Below are 20,045 nucleotides of genomic sequence, written 5' to 3'. Positions count from 1 at the left end.
CAATGCCGGCGACCGCTAGTTCTCACATTTTCCGGCCGCAACTGCTGGCCGTTGCCGTGATCCTGGGGGTGGTCATGCTGCCCGTGGCGGTATGGCTCGATCTGCGGAACCTGTCCGACCAAGCGCTGCACACCCAGGCAGAGAGCCTCAGCTCGGTCATCAGCGATATCCGCGGCTACTATGCGCGCAATGTCGTTCGCCGCGTGCTGGAGGCGCCGGGCGAGGCGCGCCCGCTGCACAACTACCACGACGTTCCCGGCGCCATTCCCATCCCGGCGACCCTGTCGATTGAACTGGGCGAGGTGATCGGCAGGAAGGAAGGCATCGTCGCTTACCGTTTCGTCTCCGATTTTCCCTTCGCCAACCGCGCGCCGCACGTCTTGGACGGCTTCGAAACCCGCGCGCTGGCGGCCTTCCGCGAAAGCCGGCGGGCCGATGCGTCGATGGTGGAGACTACGGGCTCCTTCTTCGACCGACGCATCCGCATCGCCACGCCGGTTATGCTGGGCGGGGCCTGCGTCGATTGCCACAACTCGCACCCGGAAAGTCCCAGGCACGACTGGCAGGTGGGCGACGTGCGCGGAATCCAGGCGATCACCATCGAGCAGCCGATCGCCGCCAACATCCTCTCCTTCAAGTTCCTGCTGGCCTATCTGCTGGCCGCCGGCAGTGCCGGCACCGCCTTCGTGTTCCTGCAGTCGCGACAGGCCAAAGCCATGCGGCGCATGAACGAGGAACTGGAGACGGCCAACTCCTTCCTGGCCTCGATCTCCATGAAGATCGCCAAGTACCTGTCGCCGCAGATCTACAAGAGCATCTTCAGCGGCGAGAAGGACGTCGCCATCTCGACCGAGCGCAAGAAGCTGACGATCTTCTTCTCCGACATCCAGAACTTCACCTCGATGTCGGAGCGCCTGCAGCCGGAGGAGCTGACGAACCTGCTGAACGAGTACTTCACCGAGATGTCGACCATCGCCGCTGCCCACGGCGCGACGGTGGACAAGTTCATCGGCGACGCCATCCTCGCCTTCTTCGGTGATCCGGAGACCAAAGGCGCCGCCGAGGACGCCAAGTCCTGCCTCTACATGGCCATGGAGATGCAGAAGCGCCTGGTCGAGCTCAATGCCGAGTGGCGCCGCCGCGGCGTTCAGGATCCCTTCATGGTGCGCATGGGGATCAATACCGGCTACTGCAACGTGGGGAACTTCGGCAGCAACGATCGCATGGACTACACCATCATCGGTGCCGAGGCGAACCTCGCCGCGCGCCTGCAGTCGATTGCCGAGCCGGGGCATATCGTGATGAGTTACGAGACCTTTGCGCTGGTGCAGGATGTGGTGCGCGCCCGCAAACTCGAGCCGATCCAGGTGAAGGGTATCACCCGCGATGTCGTGCCTTACATGGTCGAGGGGGCAATAGCCTGCGACCCGGCCCGGACCAGCGTATTCAACGCCTATGGCGCCGGTATGAACGTCTTTATCGACGTCAATATGCTCGACGATGCAGATGTGCATCGCCTCAAAGGCACGCTGCAAAGCGCCATAACCGCGTTGGCGACCAAGTCAGGTGCCAAGCCACAGATGGAATAGGCTCTAGCCGGCGTCGGCGATCTCCGCCATGGCGGCCAGGAACTGGGCGACTTCCTCCAGCGAGTTGTAGTGGCAGAGGGAGACGCGCACGGCGGAGGGCAGGCCGAGCGGGTCCAGGACGTTGCCGGAGTAGTGGTCCGCCTTGCGGGTGTGGGTGCGGATGCCCTGGTCGTTCAAGGCGGCAACCACGTCCGCGGCCTCCTTGCCCTCGACGGTGAGGGAGACCAGGCCCTCGCGCGCCGGGTTCTCGATGCCGCCGATGATCCCCACGCCCGGCAATTCGCTCAGGCCCTTGAGGTTGCCGGTGCCGTAGAGCATGGCGTCGGTCAGCGTCTTTTCGTGGGCGTGGATGGCCTTGGCCGCCGCCTCGATGCGGGCGCGCTTGTCGCCCGAGCCGGTGAAGTGGCCGCCCAGCCAGGCGAAGTAGTCGACGACGTTGGAGAAGGTGGCGTAGGCCCCGGTGTCGCGGGTGCCCAGTTCCCAGTTCTCCGCCGGGCCGCCGCGCAGCTGTTCCTTGGGCAGGGCGGTCAGCCGGTCGGAGGCCCAGCCGATGCCGTAGCCGTGGCGGGAGAAGACCTTGTAGGGGGAGATGGCGTAGCCGTCGATGCCGTAGCTGTCGATGTCGATGTGGCCGTGGCTGGCGTGCTGGATGCCGTCGACGATGATGAGGCAGCCGGGCGCCGCCTCGCGGATCGCCTTGGCGATGGCCGGGACGTCGACGGACATGCCGGTGACGGGGGAGGTGTGCAGGATGGTCGCGACCCGCAGGTCCGCCGACAGCGCCTTGCGGTAGGCTTCGACCCCCACGGTGCCGGTGGCGTCGTCGTGGGCGACGAGGATGTGCTCGCGCCCGGTCTTCTCCGCCCAGTAGCCCATGGCGCTGCGCGAGGCGGGATGCTCCAGCGTGCTGCCCAGCAGCTTGCCGCCTTCGGGGACGGCGTTGACCGCACTGCGGATAAGGCGGAAGAGAACCTCGGTGCCGCTCTCGCCGACGAAAAGCTGGCCGCCGGCGACGTTGAAGAAGGTCCGCATGTCGGCCTTGGCCTGGCCGATGACCCGCATCAGTTCCTTGGAGGCCGGATTGTCGCGCCCCTGGTTGTCGGGGATGGCCGCATAGGTGGCGGAGGTTTCGACCACCGACTTCAGGGTCAGCGCGCCGCCGGCGTTCTCGAAGAAGATGCGCGGGCCGGTGATGGGACAGGTATCGACGTGGGCGAAGCGGCCGCGGACTTCCTCCATCAGGCCGGGTTTCTCGGTGATCATGAAAAAGGGTGCTCCGGGCGAGGCGATTGCCGAACAAGGGGACGTTCTTGGACTGGAAAGCTGGCCGGCCAGATGGCCGTTTCCCCTGTGACATAGCCCAAGGTGTGCCGCTTGCCAACCGGTCGGCTGTTGCGGATGCACTATCGCCGCGGTTGAAGGCCCGGTATTATGCTCCGCCCCTGTGATGGTTCTTTTTGGTCGGTAGAAATGTTCTCAGCTTTCAGGAACCGGCGGCCCTGGGCGGCGGCTGTCATCGGGCTCATCTTGAGCCCTGTTTTCGGAATGCTTTATCTCGGCAGGTGGCTTTGGGCGCTGGTCTATGCCCTTGCGGCGGCCTGGGTGATCGTCCTGCCCCTGCTTTCTGCGCACTTCGGCTTCTTGCCGACGCCGGTCGGCGTGACGATGGGCGGGCTCGCGGCGGTCTACTGTCTTGTCGGTGCCCTCCACTGCTGTCGCGAAGCGGGGGAAGGCGGCAGTAAGACGTCGGAAGACCGGTTGCTGGCGATGTTCCTACTGTTGGGCGGGCCCCTTTTGCTCGCCCTGATGCCGAAGGTGCTTTGGGAGCCTTATTCCGTTCCCGCCGGCAGCATGGAGCCGTCCCTGCAGGTCGGCGACTATCTCTTCGTCTCGAAGTTCATCTATCAATTCGTCGAGCCGCAGCGCGGCGACGTGGCCGTCTTCTTGCTGCCCAGCGACGACGCGACGACCTACATAAAGCGCCTGGTCGGCCTGCCGGGCGACAGGGTTCAGATGAAGGCTGGTTCCCTCAATATCAACGGCGAGCGGGTCCCGCAGGAAGAGGTGGAGCAACCGGCAGGGGAACAGGGTGAGCTCTACCGGGAGACCCTGTCCAACGGGCGCAGCTACATGATCCGTGAGCTGGGGGAGCACATGCCCCTGGACGACACCGGGGTCTTCGAGGTGCCGGCGGGGCATTACTTCTTCCTGGGCGACAACCGCGATAACAGCGTCGACAGCCGGGTGGGGGGGATGATGGGCTATGTGCCGCGCGAGAACCTCAGAGGGCGCCTGGCCGTCGTCGTCTGGAACAGCGAAGCGCAGCGCCTGCGCCTCTTCGACGAGGATTGATCTAGGCCGCCTCGGAGGGATGCAGCGGCTGTTCCTTGGGGCGCAGGAAGTAGCGCCGGAAGATCTCGCCGTAGCCCTTGAAATAGTAGCCGCCGTTGGAGGCCAGGAAGAGCGCGCGGCGCTGGCGGTAGAGCGCCGGGATGCGATACCAGGCGAGCCCCGGCTTGTCGTGGTGGACGAGGTGCAGGTTGTTGTTGAGGAACAGCAGGCTCATCAGCGGTCCGGCCTCGATGATCACCGAACGCTCGGCGACCTCCGGGCGCGCCTGGTGTTCCAGGAAGGAACGCACCAGCGACAACGCGATGCCCGGATAGACGAAGTATAGCAGGAACTGCCACAGCGGCAGGCCACAGACGCCGACCACCCAGGCCAGCACCAGCGCCACGCCGGCGGCATGGAGGACCCAGGCCTTGGCGTGGCCGAAGTCGCCACCGAGGGCGCGGGCGATCTCGCCTTTCCAGAACAGATAGACGCAGCGCAGCGGTCCCAAGAGCAGGCGCCCGGCCAGGGTGTTGTGGACCCAGAGGAAGGCGCGGGTCAGCGACCCGGCGTCGGCCCAGCGCCCGGCGTCCAGGTAGTAGGATTCCGGATCCTCCAGCGGGTCGGTCAGCAGGGCGTCGTTGTGGTGGGCAAGGTGGATGTCCCGGTAGCGGCGGAAGGGGATCCACAGCCACAGGCTCGGCAGCACCAGCAGTTCGTTGGCCAGCGCGCTGGGCGTGGGGTGGCCGTGGGTCACCTCGTGCTGCAGGGAGCTGTGCCAGGCGACTAGGTAGGCGCCCAGCGGCAGCAGAACCCACCAGGGCAGGGCGGCGTGGAACCAGGTGAGGGCGCCGAAGCCGCCATAGATCGCCAGGGCCACCAGCAGCGTCGGGATCTCGATCCGCCGCGGCAGGTGCCGTGCAGTCCCGGCCGGAGGCCGCCTGTGGGAGGCCTGCGGGGAGGTGACCGGATTTTCGACGAGCTTTGCGGAGACGCTACCTTCTTCAAACACCTGTACGACAACCTTTTGAAAACGGACCTGAAAGCAAGACCCCGAAAGACCCTTTGTCAGGGAATGCCTTGTGTCAGGAGGGTGTCAGAAGAGGTGCCGGGACAACAACGCGGGACTGCGCACAATTCGCAGTTTCTTATCACCATTGTTTACAAATGACGTACTTTCTTCCTAATATGTGATGATTGTCACCAACTGTTGTATAAAGTAGTCAGCTTACCCATGGATCGCCGTCTTACCGTCGAGACCTTCCGCGAGCGCCTCTCCCAGGTGATCGAGCGCTCTGGCCTCAGCCGCTCCGGCTTCGCGGCCAAGGCCGGGCTCGACCGCTCGACCCTGTCGCAGCTGCTCTCCGGCACCAGCGACCGCCTGCCGCGCGCCGAGACCATTGCCGCCATCGCCGAGCAGGAGCAGGTCTCCACCGACTGGCTGCTGGGACTGGTGCAGGAGGAAAAGGTCGGCACCAACATCCTCAGCGAGGCGCCGGAAATCGCCCGCGGCGCTTCTTCCTATTCCGACGAGCGCCTGGCGCGCTGGCGCGCCGAGGCGGTGGGCTACAAGATCCGCTACGTGCCCTCGACCCTGCCGGACCTGCTGAAGGGCGAAGAGGTCATCCGCTACGAATACACCCAGCAGGGCAGCGAGATGCCCGCCATCCGCCTGGAACAGGCCGAGGCGCGCCTGGCCTACAGCCGGCGCCCGGAGACCGACTTGGAGGCCTGCTCCTCGCTGCAGGCGCTGGAAGGCTTCGCCCGCGGCCAGGGTATCTGGGAACAGCTGCCGGCGTCGAGCCGCAAGCTGCAGCTCTCCTGGATGATCGCCCTGGTCGACGAACTCTACCCGACTTTCCGCTGGTTCCTCTACGACGGCCTGGAGCACTACTCGGCGCCGGTCACCATCTTCGGGCCGTCGCGCGCGGCGGTTTACATCGGCAACATGTACTTCGTTTTCAATTCCACCGAACACATCCGCGCCCTTACGCAACACTTCGACAATCTGATCCGGGGCGCTATCGTGCAGCCGCCGGACGTGCCGCAGGTGTTGAAGCGGCTGTTGAAGGAATTGGAGGAAGCGGAGCAGTGAGCGAAGAGGTGGAAGCCTACAAGGCGCAAGTCCATACGGGCGGCTGTGCCTGCGGGGCCGTGCGCTATCGCGTCGAAGGAAATATGCGCCCGGTGGTCGCCTGTCACTGCAGCCAGTGCCGCAAGGCCTTCACCAACTACGGCGCCTTCTCCGCCGCCCAGCGCGGCGATCTCAACATCGAGAACGCGGCGGGCGTCACCTGGTTCGAGTCCTCCCCGGGCGTGCGGCGCGGCTTCTGCAGCCGCTGCGGCGGCGCCCTGTTCTGGGATCGCGCCGGCAACGGCTTCGTCTCCGTTTCCGCCGGCTCGCTCGACCAGCCTTCCGGCCTGCGTCAGGTGCGCCATATCTTCATGGACGACAAGGCCGACTTCTACGAGATCGGCGACGGCCTGGAGAAATTCCCCCAGGGGCAGGGCGGTGACCAGTGGCCGGGCGGCAACTGAGCGATGCGGGCCAGCCTGCCGATGTACGAACTGCCCGGGCTGGAGGCGGCGACCGATGCCTGGTGGACGGGCCTGGCCGCGGCCCTGCGCGCCGAGGGCGTGGCGGAGGTGCCGACGCATCTGACCCGCGCCGCTGAACTGTCCGAGCTCTGGACCGCGGCTGACCTGCTGTTCAGCCAGACCTGCGGCTATCCCCTGACCCACGCGCTTGCCGCGAAGGTGACGCTGCTGGCGACGCCGGTCTATGACGTGCCGGGCTGCGCCGGCGGCCTCTACCGCAGCGAGATCCTGCTGCGCGCCGATGATCCGGCCGAAGCGCTTTCCGCCCTGCGCGGGCGCCGCGTGGCGGTCAACGCGCGGGACTCACAGAGCGGCTACAGCGCCCTGCGCCACGCCGTCGCGCCGCTGGCCGCGCAAGGAGGCTTCTTCGGCGAGGTGCAGGTGAGCGGTAGTCACCTTGCCTCCATGACATCGGTGGCCCAAGGGCAGGCCGACGTCTGCGCCGTCGACTGCGTCACCTATCACCTGCTGAAGCGGACGGAGCCGGCCCTGACCGGCCGCCTGCGTGTGCTGACCTCCAGCGCCGAGGCGCCGGCCTTGCCCTACATCACCCGCCGCGACATCGGCGCGGAAGACCTTCGGCGCCTGCGCGCCGGGCTGGCCCGCGCCATCGCCGACCCGGCGCTGGCCGAACTGCGCGCGGCCCTGCTGATTAAGGACATGGTGGTGAAGCCGCTGAGCGACTATGACCGTATCCTGGAGCTGGAGGCTGCCGCCGCTGCGGCAGGCTATCCCGAGCTCGCCTGACCCACTTCGATCCAAGAGTTGTGATGAGCCAAGACGAAAGCCTTTGTGATCTTTCCGCCGTCGAGCTGCGCCGCCGCATCGGCGAGAAGGATATCTCGCCGGTCGAGTTGTTGACCGCCTGCCACCAGCGCATCGACGCCGTGAACCCGGCGCTCAACGCCATTGTGGCGGAGGACCGCGAGGCGGCGCTGAAGGCGGCGCGGGAGGCGGAGGCGGCGGTGGCCGCCGGTGGCGCGCTCGGCCCGCTCCACGGACTGCCGCTCGGCATCAAGGACCTGAACGAGACGGCGGGACTGCGCACCACCTTCGGCTCGCCGCGCTACGCCGATCACCTGCCGCAGAAAGACGACCCCCTGGTGGCGACCCTGCGCGCGGCCGGCGGCATCATCGCCGCCAAGACAAACACGCCGGAGTTCGGTGCCGGGGCCAACACCACCAATGCGGTTTACGGCACCACCGGCAATCCCTTCGACGTGTCGCGTACCTGTGCCGGTTCCTCCGGCGGTTCGGCGGTGGCCCTGGCGACCGGCATGCTGCCGCTGGCCAGCGGCTCCGACCTTGGCGGCTCGCTGCGCACGCCGGCGGCCTACTGCGGGGTCGTCGGCCTGCGCCCGACGCCGGGGCTGGTACCCATGGTGCGCAAGGAAATGGCCTGGTCACCGCTGTGGACCGAGGGGCCGATGGCGCGCAGCGTCGGCGACATCGCCCTCTTCCTGCAGGCCATGGCCGGCAGCGACCCCCGTGACCCCCTGACGGGCTTCGCCTCCGGCAAGGACTTTGAGGGGCTGCACCCCGCCTCGCTGACGGGCAAGCGCTTTGCCGTGTCCGAAGACCTCGGCGTCGCCCCGGTGAGCCGGACGGTGCGCGGCCTGTTCCGCGACAGGGCCGAGCGGATCGGCCGGCTGGTGGACTGCGAGGAGGCCGCGCCGCCGCTGGCCGGCGCCGACCGCTGTTTCGAGGTCTTACGCGCGGTCGGCTTTCTCGGCCGGCTGCGCAAGCTGGTTGAGCGCACACCCGAGCAGGCCGGGCCCAACGTTACCGCCAATGTGAAACTCGGCCTGACCTTCAGCGCCGCCGACGTGGCCGAGGCCATGGCCGCGCAGACCCGGCTCTACCACCGCTTCATCGACTTCATGGCGGGCTACGATGCGCTCATCTGTCCGGTGGCCTCGGTCCAGCCTTTCGACAAGACCCAGCTGTTCCCGCAGGAAATCGACGGCCAGCCGCTTGAGACCTACATCTCCTGGATCGCCATCACCTACGCTTTGACCCTTGCGGCGCACCCGATCCTGGTGCTGCCTTGCGGGAAAGATGAGGAAGGCCTGCCCTTCGGCCTGCAGATCGTCGGCCGCCGTGGCGGGGAAGCCGAACTGTTGCGCCTGGGCCTCACCCTGGAGGCTGCTTTCGCCGAAGACCGAACGACAAAGGCGTACAAGCCGGATCTCGATCAACTGGCCGTATAAAAATGAGCCCCGAAGGGTGAAAAACTTCCGGTGGCGCAATCTACGGATGAATTATCTAGAAAAAACAATTACTTAAATTGCCTGATTTAGCCGAGCGTTAACCGACAACTGTTGAGATTGACCCCAGAGGCGATGCAACAGGAGTACGTTCGGTGACGCTTACGCAAGCGAAGCGCCGCATTGCGGTGATGCTTCGAAAACCACTCGCGCTGCTCAGGGACTGCGACGGCGGCGCCCTGGCGGTGACCGCGGTTCTCTTGCCGACGATCATCGGCTTTGCCGGTCTCGGCGTGGACCTGACTCACTGGTATTCACAACGCCGCGCCATGCAGAACATGGCTGACGGCGCAGCCATTGCCGCGACGCACGCCGTCATGTCCGGCGGCACAGCGGCCGACGTGCAGAACGCTGCCGTCGAGGGCGCGATACGCAACGGCTGGAGTGCGGCCCAAGGCTATACGGTGCAGACCTTCGCGCCGCCGACGGCCGGGCTCTATCCGGGCCTGAACCGCGCCGCAGAGGTGCGCATCTCACGCAATGTGCCGCTCTACTTCCTCGGTGCGGTCGGGGTGGACCCTGTGGAGGTCAGCGCCCGCGCCACCGGCGCCGGCGTCGACAACGGCCCGCAGTGCGTCATCGCGCTGGACCACGACGCCGATCGTGCCATCACCTTTACCGGCGACGCGCACGTGACGCTGGGGTGTGGCATCGCGTCGAACTCCAGCAGCAACCGCTCGATCTACATTGCCGGTGAAGCCATCCTGGAAGCCAATCCGGCCCAGGCCTATGGCGACATCTATATCGGCAACAACGCCACTCTGGTGACACAGAGCCCGGTGCAGCCCTATTCGCAGCGCGTCGACGATCCCTACGCCGACGTCATCATGCCGGTCGATCCGGCGACCTGCACCGAGACCGACTTCTGGGCCCAAACCGGCGAGACCTACGTGAGCCCGGCCCTGCAGCCGGGACGCTACTGCAACGGCCTGCGGATCAACGGTACTGTCGACCTTGACCCGGGCATCTATATCGTCGCCGACGGCGACTTCGAGGTTGGTTCCGAAGCGGTGCTGACCGGCGACGAGGTGACCATCGTGTTGACCGGCGCGACGCCGGGTTCCGTCGGCAACGTGAAGATCAACGGCGGCGCCGAGATCACCCTGACGCCGACCACCACCGGTGAGATGGCGGGAATTCTCTTCTATCAGGATCCCAACGCCGCTCCCGGCACCAGCAGCATCATCGAGAGCAAGTTCAACGGTGAGGCCCAGGTCGACCTGACCGGCGCCCTGTACTTCCCTCAGCGCCAGGTCGACTACGGCGGTGGTGCTTCGGCAGCCGGGGCCAGCTGCCTGCACATCGTGGCTAGAACCGTCGAATTTACCGGTGAAGCCAACATCACCAATGACCCTGCCACCTGCGCCGCTTTCGGCTTGCAGGAGGTCAACCAGCTGCGCGTGCAGTTGGTCGAATAGGGGGGAACGGCTATGTCGCGAGAACGCTTTGCACGCTGGAATGCCGCTGCCCGCCGCCACTGGCAGGCTTTCTGCAGTTGCCGGCGGGGGATGGTCACCGTTGAGGGCGCCTTCGTGGCGACGATTCTGGGTCTCCTGCTGATCGGCGTCATCGATTTCGGCCTGGCTTACAAGCGCCATGCTGAGTTGGAGAACGCCGTGCGTGCCGGAACTCAGTATGCCCTGGTGCGCCGTCCCCAGCAGGGTGATATCGATCCGATCCGCGATGCGGTCTGGGCGACGGCGCCCTTCTATGAAGGCGCGCCGGGCACCGCTTTGGACGTCGAGTTCTACTGCGAATGTCCGGACGGAACTCCGTCCCAGTGCTCGGCACCCGGCGGCGTGGCGCTGTGCAGCGGCGGCTTTGAGCGCTCCGCCTTCGTGCGGGTACGCCTCAGCCAGGACTTTGATCTGCTCTTCGCCTATCCCGGCGTCGGCACCAGCGTCGATCTGTCTGCCGAGGGCTCGGTGCGGCTGAATTGAGGACGAAGCACATGCAGTCTTCAGCGATCTTGACCTTCGGGAATCCGGGCGCCCTGCGTCAGCGCCTCCTGCGTGCCTGGCGCCGCGTCAAGGGCGACTGTGAGGGCCTCACGGCCGTCGAATTCGCCCTCATGGCGCCGGTCTTTCTGACCCTCTTCTTCGGGGTGATCGAACTGGGTCGGGCGGCCTATACCCAGGGCGTCGTGACCTTTGCCGCCGAGGAGGCGACGCGCTACGCCGTGGTCAACTACAACATCACCGAGACGGAGGTCATCAACCTGACGGAAGACTGCCTCCTGGGTGTCAACCGCGACCGCATCAACGCCATTGTGGTCACCGGGCCCATCGACCCGGTCGACAACACCCGCACCATCTCGGTCGAAGTCAGCTACAACTTCGAGTTCCTGATGCCCTTCCTGCCGAGTGACACGGTCACCATCAGCGGCACCTCGCGCGGTTTCCTGATCCCGCCGCCGCTGGGCGCCGCGCCGGCGGTCACCGGCTCGGCCATCGGCTGCGGGCGCTGAGGCCGCCGCCGGCGGCACTCTTTCCACACCACAGATCCTGCCGGGGCGAGGTAAGCCAAAAAAATGGCCCCGGAGGGGGAATTCCGGGGCCGAGAGGAATATTCGTGGCTTTAGGTAGGTCACACAGTGTTGTCGCTTCGACACCGTATAGCCTAGTACTGGCATAGCAGTGAGAGAATGGTAGCGCCAGACTTCTCAAAAATCAATCCAAATACAAATAATTAACCATATCCGGTAATAAATAACCTAGATATCGTTTCGATTTTTATTCAAGTTTTTCTCTTAATAGTTAACACGCGTGGATTCTCGTGGGTTGTTGACATCCCATAACGTGTCAGAAGTTAACGAATTCTGATTCAGTTAAAGTTATCGCCCGCGCCACAGGCCCCGGCCGGCGGCCCGGGCGGCATCTTCGGCCGCCGCGTAGTCTTGGGCGTAGTCGCGCGCGGCCAGGGCCCAGCCCTGCTCGACCAGCCAGGCGTTCAGCTCCGGACCGCCGACGCCGCCGAGATAGCAGAGGGCGAAGATCTCGCCGCCGGGGCCACGGGCCCGCTCGACGCATTCGACCCAATGGTTGGCGATCCGGTTGCGCGCCGCCCAGCGCGCTTCCCGCCCGCAAGGCCAGCTCTGTCCGCCGTTCATGGTGCAGCTTTGCTCGGCGCGCGCCCCGCGCAGGCCGTAGAGATAGACCGGCCGGCCGCCGAAATCGAGCAACCCCGAATCGATCACCTGCGGGGCGCGCCCGCGGATATCCGCCTGGCCCATCTGGGCCGGGCTGGAAGGGGCGAGGCCGAGGAAAAGCAGGGCGGCGAGGGCGAGGCGCAGGGCGTAGCGGCCGCCGGTGAAAGGGAAGTGGCGCATAGGTCGAACTTGCCACAAGCGCCGCTGCAAGGTAAGGCGTCGCAGGATCGCTTTGCGGAGTTGCCGCCGCTCTCCTATTATCTGGCAGCCGTTTCGCTGCCTTCGAAGAGGGGTGGGGCGATCCGGGGGCAGCCAGCGGGTATGCCGAACAGCGGGCGGGTCAGATATGCCGGACGAAGACGAAAAGAAGGCCAAGGCGCCAGCCGAGGAATCCGAGGCGGAAGAGCCTTCGGAAGACGGCGATGCCGACCAGGACGCCATGATGGCGGAATGGGAGGCCATGGCGGCCGAGGGCGAGGCGGAGGAGGGCGCTGACGAAGCGGCGCCCGAGACGCCGGCCGACACTGCGTCCGAGGCGCCTTCTGACGCAGGTGGCGCCGAGCTGCCGGTCGTGAAGATGCCTGCCATCCACGAGGTCTCCCTGGAGGCCTATGCCATTCTGGGCACGGCGTCGATGCCGGTCAGCCAGTTGCTGCGCATGGGCCGCGGCGCCGTCGTCGAGCTGGAGACCGGCCTGGGCGACGAGATCGAAATGCGCATCAACGATCAGCTCGTCGCCAAGGGCGAAGTGGTCGTGGTGGAAGACCGCATCGCCATCGAGATCACCGAGATCGTCAAGCGCGAAGGCAGCTGACGGCGCCGCGCGCAGGTCGGCGGCGCGTTCCGGTCAAACTCTTCTGGAATAGATGAGGCCCGCAGGCCCGGCAGGATCCCGTCCGAACGGGATCAGGCGGCGTGGGAGGTGCCGCTTGGCACGCCCTGGCGCAGGCAGAGGGAAATCAGCTGCAGCGCCGGGTCGGTGAGATCAAAGGAGACACCCAGGCTCTCTCCGTCGTGCCACATGCAGACGCCTTCGATGACGCCCGCGCTCTCGTGGGCCAGTGAGATATCCGAAAGCGCCGGCAATTCGTCGGTGAGCCGCAGCTTGGCCCCGCCGATGGAGACGTCCTCGAGCTTGCCGCGATACTCCTGTCCTGCCGCGGTCAGGACGATGTCCTCCTCGCGCGGCAGCACAAAGCGCAACGAGCGGCGGCGCTCGAAGTCTCGCAGGTGCTCAGGTCCAATCTTCGAATTCATCGGAACTCCACTTTCGGGCTACTCAAACCCAGCTAGACCATCGGCTATACAGGTTAACAAGTTACTAATCACCATTGCTTTTTCTCCAATTTCCCAAGGTTACAAAAAAGTCACGAACTGTACTTCCATCGCTTGCCGTGTAATCGCACGACTTTGATTTACAAGTGATTTGCACTAGCGCCAGCGGCCTCGCATTTCCGCCACGCCGACTCGGTGCAGAACTCCAAAAAAGCCCCACTCCGTATCGCTTTGATGGGGTCGGCCTTGTTCCGGCGGGCCACGGTATTCTTTGCCGAATACTTGCGGTTTTTTGCCGCGGGGTGCCGGAGGTCGCCGCCGGCCCGCCGGGGCGGGGCCTGGATGCTTCTCGCCGGGGGTAATCTGGGCGAAACTGACAGCCCGGCGACTCGGCCCGGCAGGGTTCAGGCTGCGGAGGCGGGGCCGGCCAGTTCCTATTCAGAAGTTGGGGGATTTTCGTAATGCCGTCGTTCGATATTGTCTCGGAAACCGACCTGAACGAGGTCGACAACGCCATCAACGGCATGGTGCGGGAAATCGGCACCCGCTATGACTTCAAGGGCTCGAACTGCTCGATCGAGCGCAAGGACGCGGTGCTGACCATTCTGGCCGATGACGATCTGAAGCTGAGGCAGATGCACGACCTGCTGAGCACCTACCTGACCCGCCGCCAGATCGACCCCGGTGTCTGCGACCTGGGTAAGCCGGAGAAGGCCTCCGGCAACACAATCCGCCAGGAGGTCACCATCAAGCAGGGGATCGCCCAGGATCTGGCGAAGAAGATCGTCAAGGAACTGAAGGGCAGCAAGCTGAAGGTCCAGGTCGCCATCCAGGGCGACACCCTACGGGTCACGGGCAAGAAGCGCGACGACCTGCAGGAGGCCATCGCTTTCGTCAAAGACATGAAGATCGACCAGCCTCTGCAGTACGAAAACTTCCGCGACTGAGTCCGCGGCGCGGGCCGCCGTCGACGTTCTGCGGCCGCCCATCCGGCGCCGCTGGGTGCCCTGGCAATTATCCAGTAACCTGTTGTTAACCAGAACAATTCGTCAAATCGGCCAATTGGATGATTGCCGCCGCGCATTTACCACATCGTTACGTTTGGGGAGGAATGTAGAGGGCAAAGCCGCGAACCGTGGAGTACTCCATGTCGGTAATGCCCATTGGACACCCTGATTTTACGCGGGCGGATATCCATGTCCTGCTGAACCGCGGGAGCGAGTTGGTGGATCGGGGTCTGGCTGGCGCCTGTGTGCCCGTCGAGACCGAAGCCGGCGAGCTGGTCATCGCCCTGCTCGACTATGATCATCAGTGCCTGATCTGCGCCATCGGCAAGTCCCAGGGATGGTACTACGCGCTGGACGCGGCCTGGCAGCCGCTGGCTCAGGGCCGGTTGATCGAAGACGTGCTTTCCGTCCTGCCCGGCGCGCTCGAGGCGCATCGCCCGGCAGCGGCCAACGCCTGCTGAGGCGCGACCGCGGCGCGGCCCGGGCGGCGCGCCGCAGGAACCGTACGATGATCATGCGACGCCCGATCTCTGCGACACTTTTCCCGGTCTTGCTGGCGGCTCTGTTGTCGGCCGGTTTCGCCATGCCGCGGGCCCAGGCCGCCGAAGGCCATGACGCCGGGACCAAGTCGCCCGCTGCTGAGGCTCCTTCAGCGCCCTCGGGCGGAGAGACTCCTGCTGCCTCGCCCTGGGAGCATCCGCTGTGGTCCAACGCCACCACCATGATGCGCATCTACCTCTGCGACCATGCGCGCCGGCCGCCCAGCTGGTGCGGGGCGCCGCAGGAATTGCCGGCCAACGGCGAGTTGCCGCCGATTCAGGGGCCGCCGCTGGTCGACGAGGACGCAGTCTGGCTGGCGTTCCTGGACGGGGCCGATCCCACCAACATGTCGCAGGAAGACGTCGAGACCGTCCGCCTGCGCGCGATCCGGCGCCGCGACCCGCAGGCCATGGAGATCCTCGGGTTTATCTACGCCGAAGGGGTTTCCGTCGAGCGCGACTACGCAGAGTCCTACCGTTGGTACGGTCTCGCCTACCTGGCCGGCGAGCAGCGGGTGCGCCCCAACATGGAAATCGTCTGGCAGCAACTTCAGCGCCACGACCTGGAGGCGGCGCTCGCCCTGACCCGGCAGTTCAATGCCCTGCAGGCCGGCGAAGTGCCGGAAAGCCTGGTGATGGGGGTGGAGCAGGGGGCCGATATGGCGGAAAGCGCCCCGGCGGCCGACTCCGGCGACTCCAAAGCGCCCGCCCAGTGAGTCTGCGGCGCGATCCGCGCCTGCCCGCGATTTAGCCTTTCACTCCGGTCTGTTAGCCGTAGCGTTCCTCGCGTTGGGCAACGGTTGCGCATATTTGCTTGAACAGGGCCGGCAGGCGGCTGTTGCAAATGAGACGCAGTTTTCTGCCTAGTGAACACGCATATGCTCGTTTAGTGGGCAAATGCAGATTGTGCTTTGTTTTCTGCTGAAGAAATGATCATATACAGCATCAAGTCGGCGCTGAGCGTCGGCTTGGACGTCCATAGGGCGTTTCCTCCCTAAACTTGGGCCACCGCTTGCGGTGGCCTTTTTTCTTGCCGGGACCGCTAGGCCAGCGCCTTGGCGAGGAAGGGCAGGCTGCGGTCCAGGCGGTAGTCGACGGAGGAGTGGTTGTCGGGGAATTCCTCGTAGATGTGGGCTACGCCCTCCGCCTTCAGGCGCCGGTGCAGCCGACGGGCGCCATAAACCAGGTTGTACTGGTCCTGGGTGCCGCAGTCGATCCACAGGGCCTTCAGCTTCTTCAGCTCCGCGCCCCGGGTCTCGGCCATCACCACCGGGTCCCACTGCAGCCAGTTGGCCCAGCGCTCGGCGAGCAGCTCGCAGGTTTCGGGATCGACCGGCAGGCGCACCCCGCAGAAGGCGGCGGGGTCCGGATCGTAGCTGGCGCACATGGCCAGCGACATGAGGATATGCAGGTCGCTGCCGGACCACTTGGGGCCGGCCTCGAAGTCGGTGATGAAGGTCTCGATGGAGCCGTCCTTCTTGCCGAGCGCCCTGAGGGTTGCCGGCATGTCCGGCAGGTAGCAGAGCTCGAAGGCCATGTCGCCGGAATGGCAGGCGGCGGCGGCCCAGAAGTCGGCGTGCCGCATGGCGTTGACCACCGCGCCGTAGCCGCCGGAAGACTTGCCGAAAAGGCCGCGCCGGCCGGGCCCGCCGCAGCCGAAGTGTCCTTCGATCAGGGGCACCACCTCCTGGATCAGGATGTCCTCCCAGGGGCCGAGGGCGGCGGAGTTGACGTACTGGTTGCCGCCCAGGCGGGTGAAGCAGTCGGGAAAGGCGACGGCCACCGGCGGCAGTTCGCCGGCGGCGATCAGGCGGTCCAGGCGCTCGGGCAGGTTCTCGCCGAAATTCTTCCAGTTGAGGTGCGCCGGCCCCCCGGCGGTGAAGCCCACCAGGTCGACCAGCAGAGGCAGCCCCGCCCCGTCGTGGCCGGCCGGCAGGTAAACGGGGACCTGGCGTTCCGCCGGGTCGCCCAGCAGGTTGCCGCGCAGCAGGACGGAATCCAACGCCAGGGTGTGGATCTCGCCCCTGGGGGCGCTACGGTCGCTGCGCATGTCGCTGTCCTGAGGTGGCCATTCCTAAGCCCCCTGTCTATTGGCTTTGGCCCGGTCGATCAACCGAGGGGGCGGGCAATAGCGGCGGAAGGGCGCCGGGAAGGGGACAAACTCTCCGTTTTCCCCTTCGGCGGGCAGTGGCTAGACTGGCCGCCTGGGTTGAACCGACCGGAAGAGGAGCGAACGACACCTATGCCGAGGATTACCGAAGCCCGGGGACAGGCGGACGGCCTGGTCCTGCGGTGGGACAACGGGGCGGAAAGCAGTTTTCCCTGGTTCTGGCTGCGCGATCACGGCCAGGACCCCGAAAGCCTCGACCCGGCAACCCTGCAGCGGCGTGTCGACACCTTCGCCCTCGACGAGGACATCAGCGGCAAGGAAAGCAAAGTCCTGGACGAGGGGCGGGCCCTTGCCGTGACCTGGCTTGACGACAGCGGCGTCGAGAGTCGCTACTCGGCCGACTTCCTGGCCGCCATGTCGGGATTTTCGAGCGAGGAGCCGGGCGAGCGCCCGGACCTGGCGCCGCGGCTGTGGTCGGCCGCGCGCAAGCTGCCGGCGATCGAGCCTGTGCCCCACGCGGAGATCGGTGACGGCAGCGCCGGGCTGCGGCGCGCCCTGCAGCAGCTGCAGCGCGACGGCTTCGTGGTCGTCGAAGGCGCGCCCACTGACGAAGCGTCGGCGCGGGCGCTCTTCGGCCACTTCGGCTACATCCGCGAGACCATCTTCGGTGGCCTGTGGTCACTGTCGGCCGAACTGCACGACCACGAGGACACGGCCTACACGACCCAGTACCTGGAGCCGCACACGGACTCGACCTATTGCCACGACGCGCCCGGACTGCAGTGCTTCCTCTGCCAGGAGTTCGACGGCAAGGGCGGCGAGTCCGTCCTGGTCGACGGCTTCGCCCTGGCTGAGGAACTGCGCGCCGAACAGCCGGAGATGTTCCAGGTGCTCAGCGAGGTTTCGGTGCCGGGCCGCTACATCGAGCCCGGCGTGCATCTGCGCAGCGAGCACCCGGCGATCCGGATCGATGACAAGGGCCGCCTGCGCCAGGTCAGCTTCAACAACTACGACCGCGCGCCCTTCCTGCTGGAGCCGGCGCGCATGAAGGCCTTCTACCGCGCCTACAAGGATCTCCACAGCCGCATCGTCGCGCGCGATAACTGGCTCACCATTCCGCTTGGCCCCGGCATGGCGCTGATCTTCGACAATTGGCGCCTGCTGCACGGCCGTCTCGGCTATTCCGGCAAGCGCGTCTTCTGTGGCTGCTATCATAACCACGAGGACTACGAATCCGCCCTGCGCACCCTCGCCTGAAAAGAGGACACAAGAACGCAGGGCCGATAACAGGCTCAACAACAGGGAGAACAAGAAAATGAAGCCGTTTGTGAAGTTCGGATCCGCCGTTTTGCTGGCGTCGGTCCTGGCGGTGCCCGCCGCGCAGGCCGGCGAGACCCTGGACCGGGTGATGAGCAGCAAGACCCTCACCATGTCCTCGGATCCGGAGTATCCGCCGCAGTCGTTCCTCAACGACAACAACGAGATGGATGGCTTCGACGTCGATGTCGGCAAGGAGATCGCCAAGCGCATGGGCGTCGAGCTGAAGATCGTCACGCCCTCCTGGGACATCATCACCGGGGGCAACTGGGGCGGCCGCTGGGACATGTCGGTCGGTTCCATGACGCCGACGGCCAAGCGCGCCGAGGTGCTGAACTTCCCGGCGGTCTACTACTACACGCCGGCGGCCTTCGCCGTGCACAAGGACTCCGGGATCTCTTCGCTGGACGATCTCAACGGCAAGACCATCGGCTCCTGCGGCGGCTGCACCTACGATGCCTATCTGAACAAGGACCTGGAGATCGACGCCGAGGGCGCGCCGGCCTTCACCTATGACGTCGCGGCCGGCGAGATCAAGACCTACGAGACCGACACCCACGCCTTCGACGACCTGCGCCTGGGCGACGGCACGCGGCTGGACGCCGTTTTCTCGGCCCTGCCGACCATCCAGGAAGCGATCAAGAACGGTGGCTATCCGATGAAGGTGATCGGCAAGCCCGCCTTCTACGAGCCGCTGTCGGTGGCCACAGACAAGGGCGATCCCGACTTCGACGCCAAGATCGCGGAGATTGTCGCCGAGATGCGGGCCGACGGGACGCTGAAGAAGCTTTCCGAGAAGTGGTACGGCGTCGACCTGACCACGGTTCAGTAAGCGGAGGCCCGGGTGAGCCACTACGCCCGCGAGAACCCCTGGCTCTCGCGGGCGATCATCCTTGGAATCGCCACGGCGGTGCTGACGGCCATCGGGCTGGGCGGCACCGTCGTGGGCGACCTCTTCGCGCCGCTCATCGGGATTCGTGATCCGGAGGTGCCGGCCGGGCTGGGCCGGGACCTCCTGGCCGGGCTGGTGCTGGGCGTCGCCTTCGTCGTCAACCTCGAGGTCATCCGGCTGCTGGCCTTCCGCCTGCAGGTCCTGCTGGTGTGGGCCGAACTGCTGCTGTTGTTCTACGGCTTCGTGCTGTCCTTCGACCGCGACTTCGCCGTGATCTTCGAGGTCGGCGCGCGCTCCGGCGTCTCCAACCTCTACTTCCTCATCACCACCGGCGCCTTCACGACGATCTACGTCTCGCTGGTCGCCATCGCCATTGCCTGCGTGCTGGCGCTGCTGGGCGCGCTGGGCAAGCTGTCGCGCAACGGCATGGCCTATGCCCTCGCGACCTTTTACATCTCCTTCTTCCGCGGCACGCCGCTGCTGCTGCAGGTGGTGCTGATCTACACGGGCTTCGCCCAGCTCGGCTTCGTGCTGGAGGCCGTGCCCGCGGGCATCGCGGCCCTGGCGCTGTGCTACGGCGCCTACATGGCGGAAATCTTCCGCGCCGGCATCGAAGGGGTACCGGATGGCCAGCGCGAGGCGGCCCGCGCACTGGGCGTGCCCGACGGCCTCATCTTCCGCAAGATCGTCTTCCCCCAGGCCATGCGCCTCATCGTGCCGCCCACCGGCAACCAGTTCATCGCCATGCTGAAGGATTCCTCGCTGGTTTCCGTCGTCGGCGTCTGGGAACTGACCAAGACGGCGCAGGTGCTGGGCAAGCGCGATTTCCAGGTCTTCGAGTTCCTCATCGCCGCGGCGGTGATCTACTGGGTCATGTCGGTCGGCTTCGAGCTGCTGCAGGCGCGCCTGGAGACCTACTATGGCAAGGGCCAGAGGCGCTAGACTGCCTCAAGTCTCGACATTCCACCTCAC

Annotated in this window: 21 protein-coding genes; 16 read left to right on the top strand and 5 right to left on the bottom strand. The window is 65.7% G+C overall.

From position 1 onward, the window contains the following. Positions 1-2: 2 nt before the first annotated feature. Positions 3-1,589 carry an adenylate/guanylate cyclase domain-containing protein gene (locus tag H7X47_RS08180; RefSeq protein WP_193368162.1) on the top strand — a complete coding sequence of 529 codons (1,587 nt, stop codon included), beginning with the start codon at positions 3-5 and terminating at the stop codon, positions 1,587-1,589. Positions 1,590-1,592: 3 nt separating this feature from the next. Here H7X47_RS08180 and H7X47_RS08175 read toward each other — a convergent pair whose 3' ends face one another. Beyond that, entirely contained in the window at positions 1,593-2,852 is a 1,260-nt protein-coding gene (locus H7X47_RS08175) for an aminotransferase class V-fold PLP-dependent enzyme (RefSeq protein ID WP_193368161.1), read from the bottom strand. Between the two features lie 282 nt (positions 2,853-3,134). On the opposite strand from H7X47_RS08175, the gene lepB reads away from it, so the two are divergent. After that, on the top strand, positions 3,135-3,941 hold the full coding sequence (gene lepB, locus H7X47_RS08170; protein ID WP_193368160.1) for a signal peptidase I: 807 nt from the start codon (positions 3,135-3,137) through the stop codon (positions 3,939-3,941). A gap of 1 nt (position 3,942) precedes the next feature. Here lepB and H7X47_RS08165 read toward each other — a convergent pair whose 3' ends face one another. After that, a complete protein-coding gene (locus H7X47_RS08165) occupies positions 3,943-4,932 on the bottom strand; it encodes a fatty acid desaturase (RefSeq protein ID WP_193368159.1) in 990 nt (329 codons plus the stop codon). 222 nt (positions 4,933-5,154) lie between these two features. Between H7X47_RS08165 and H7X47_RS08160 the strand changes: the two genes are divergently transcribed. The 7 genes from H7X47_RS08160 (at position 5,155) to H7X47_RS08130 (ending at position 11,252) form a co-directional block, all read left to right on the top strand. Then, positions 5,155-6,015 carry a helix-turn-helix domain-containing protein gene (locus H7X47_RS08160; RefSeq protein WP_193368158.1) on the top strand — a complete coding sequence of 287 codons (861 nt, stop codon included), beginning with the start codon at positions 5,155-5,157 and terminating at the stop codon, positions 6,013-6,015. Continuing rightward, positions 6,012-6,458 (top strand): GFA family protein, encoded by a 447-nt coding sequence (locus tag H7X47_RS08155; protein ID WP_319633559.1) that lies wholly within the window; start codon positions 6,012-6,014, stop codon positions 6,456-6,458. Before H7X47_RS08160 ends, H7X47_RS08155 begins: the two co-directional genes overlap by 4 nt. Positions 6,459-6,461: 3 nt before the next feature. After that, positions 6,462-7,265 (top strand): phosphate/phosphite/phosphonate ABC transporter substrate-binding protein, encoded by an 804-nt coding sequence (locus H7X47_RS08150; RefSeq protein ID WP_193368157.1) that lies wholly within the window; start codon positions 6,462-6,464, stop codon positions 7,263-7,265. Between the two features lie 23 nt (positions 7,266-7,288). Next, positions 7,289-8,728: an amidase gene (locus tag H7X47_RS08145; RefSeq protein ID WP_193368156.1), complete on the top strand. Its 1,440-nt coding sequence runs from the start codon at positions 7,289-7,291 to the stop codon at positions 8,726-8,728. 152 nt (positions 8,729-8,880) lie between these two features. Continuing rightward, positions 8,881-10,203, top strand: a complete 1,323-nt coding sequence (locus H7X47_RS08140; protein ID WP_193368155.1) for a pilus assembly protein TadG-related protein — start codon at positions 8,881-8,883, stop codon at positions 10,201-10,203. Positions 10,204-10,293: 90 nt separating this feature from the next. Beyond that, positions 10,294-10,725 (top strand): TadE/TadG family type IV pilus assembly protein, encoded by a 432-nt coding sequence (locus H7X47_RS08135; protein ID WP_193368154.1) that lies wholly within the window; start codon positions 10,294-10,296, stop codon positions 10,723-10,725. An 11-nt stretch (positions 10,726-10,736) separates the two neighbouring features. After that, positions 10,737-11,252, top strand: a complete 516-nt coding sequence (locus H7X47_RS08130; protein ID WP_193368153.1) for a TadE/TadG family type IV pilus assembly protein — start codon at positions 10,737-10,739, stop codon at positions 11,250-11,252. 366 nt (positions 11,253-11,618) lie between these two features. Here the strand turns inward: H7X47_RS08130 and H7X47_RS08125 are convergent, their stop codons facing one another. Beyond that, positions 11,619-12,113, bottom strand: a complete 495-nt coding sequence (locus H7X47_RS08125) for a thermonuclease family protein (protein WP_193368152.1) — start codon at positions 12,111-12,113, stop codon at positions 11,619-11,621. Positions 12,114-12,279: 166 nt separating this feature from the next. On the opposite strand from H7X47_RS08125, the gene H7X47_RS08120 reads away from it, so the two are divergent. Further along, the gene (locus H7X47_RS08120; protein ID WP_227010301.1) at positions 12,280-12,747 is read left to right on the top strand and encodes a FliM/FliN family flagellar motor switch protein; all 468 of its coding nucleotides are present in this window, start codon (positions 12,280-12,282) and stop codon (positions 12,745-12,747) included. Positions 12,748-12,839: 92 nt separating this feature from the next. Here H7X47_RS08120 and H7X47_RS08115 read toward each other — a convergent pair whose 3' ends face one another. After that, positions 12,840-13,190, bottom strand: coding sequence for a PilZ domain-containing protein (locus H7X47_RS08115; protein WP_193368151.1), 351 nt, complete (start codon positions 13,188-13,190; stop codon positions 12,840-12,842). Between the two features lie 479 nt (positions 13,191-13,669). Between H7X47_RS08115 and H7X47_RS08110 the strand changes: the two genes are divergently transcribed. The 3 genes from H7X47_RS08110 (at position 13,670) to H7X47_RS08100 (ending at position 15,470) form a co-directional block, all read left to right on the top strand. Next, positions 13,670-14,155 (top strand): YajQ family cyclic di-GMP-binding protein, encoded by a 486-nt coding sequence (locus H7X47_RS08110; RefSeq protein WP_193368150.1) that lies wholly within the window; start codon positions 13,670-13,672, stop codon positions 14,153-14,155. 278 nt (positions 14,156-14,433) lie between these two features. Further along, positions 14,434-14,676, top strand: coding sequence for a hypothetical protein (locus H7X47_RS08105; protein ID WP_193368149.1), 243 nt, complete (start codon positions 14,434-14,436; stop codon positions 14,674-14,676). Between the two features lie 47 nt (positions 14,677-14,723). Continuing rightward, the gene (locus H7X47_RS08100; protein WP_193368148.1) at positions 14,724-15,470 is read left to right on the top strand and encodes an SEL1-like repeat protein; all 747 of its coding nucleotides are present in this window, start codon (positions 14,724-14,726) and stop codon (positions 15,468-15,470) included. Between the two features lie 326 nt (positions 15,471-15,796). Here the strand turns inward: H7X47_RS08100 and H7X47_RS08095 are convergent, their stop codons facing one another. Next, positions 15,797-16,804, bottom strand: coding sequence for an alpha/beta hydrolase (locus H7X47_RS08095; RefSeq protein ID WP_193368147.1), 1,008 nt, complete (start codon positions 16,802-16,804; stop codon positions 15,797-15,799). A 192-nt stretch (positions 16,805-16,996) separates the two neighbouring features. Here H7X47_RS08095 and H7X47_RS08090 point away from each other — a divergent pair, with 192 nt between their 5' ends. From H7X47_RS08090 to H7X47_RS08080, 3 genes are read left to right on the top strand one after another with little or no spacing between them, the layout of a single operon-like run. Then, positions 16,997-18,121 carry a TauD/TfdA family dioxygenase gene (locus H7X47_RS08090; protein ID WP_193368146.1) on the top strand — a complete coding sequence of 375 codons (1,125 nt, stop codon included), beginning with the start codon at positions 16,997-16,999 and terminating at the stop codon, positions 18,119-18,121. A 58-nt stretch (positions 18,122-18,179) separates the two neighbouring features. Continuing rightward, positions 18,180-19,013 carry an ABC transporter substrate-binding protein gene (locus H7X47_RS08085; RefSeq protein ID WP_193368145.1) on the top strand — a complete coding sequence of 278 codons (834 nt, stop codon included), beginning with the start codon at positions 18,180-18,182 and terminating at the stop codon, positions 19,011-19,013. A 12-nt stretch (positions 19,014-19,025) separates the two neighbouring features. Continuing rightward, entirely contained in the window at positions 19,026-20,015 is a 990-nt protein-coding gene (locus tag H7X47_RS08080) for an amino acid ABC transporter permease (protein WP_319633558.1), read from the top strand. The last annotated feature ends 30 nt before the right edge of the window (positions 20,016-20,045 follow it).

Origin of the sequence: Pelagibius marinus (genome assembly GCF_014925385.1) — a bacterium.
Lineage (GTDB): Bacteria > Pseudomonadota > Alphaproteobacteria > Kiloniellales > Kiloniellaceae > Pelagibius > Pelagibius marinus.
Note: the sequence above shows the minus strand (reverse complement) of the source record. Positions and strands in the feature narration are given on the sequence as shown.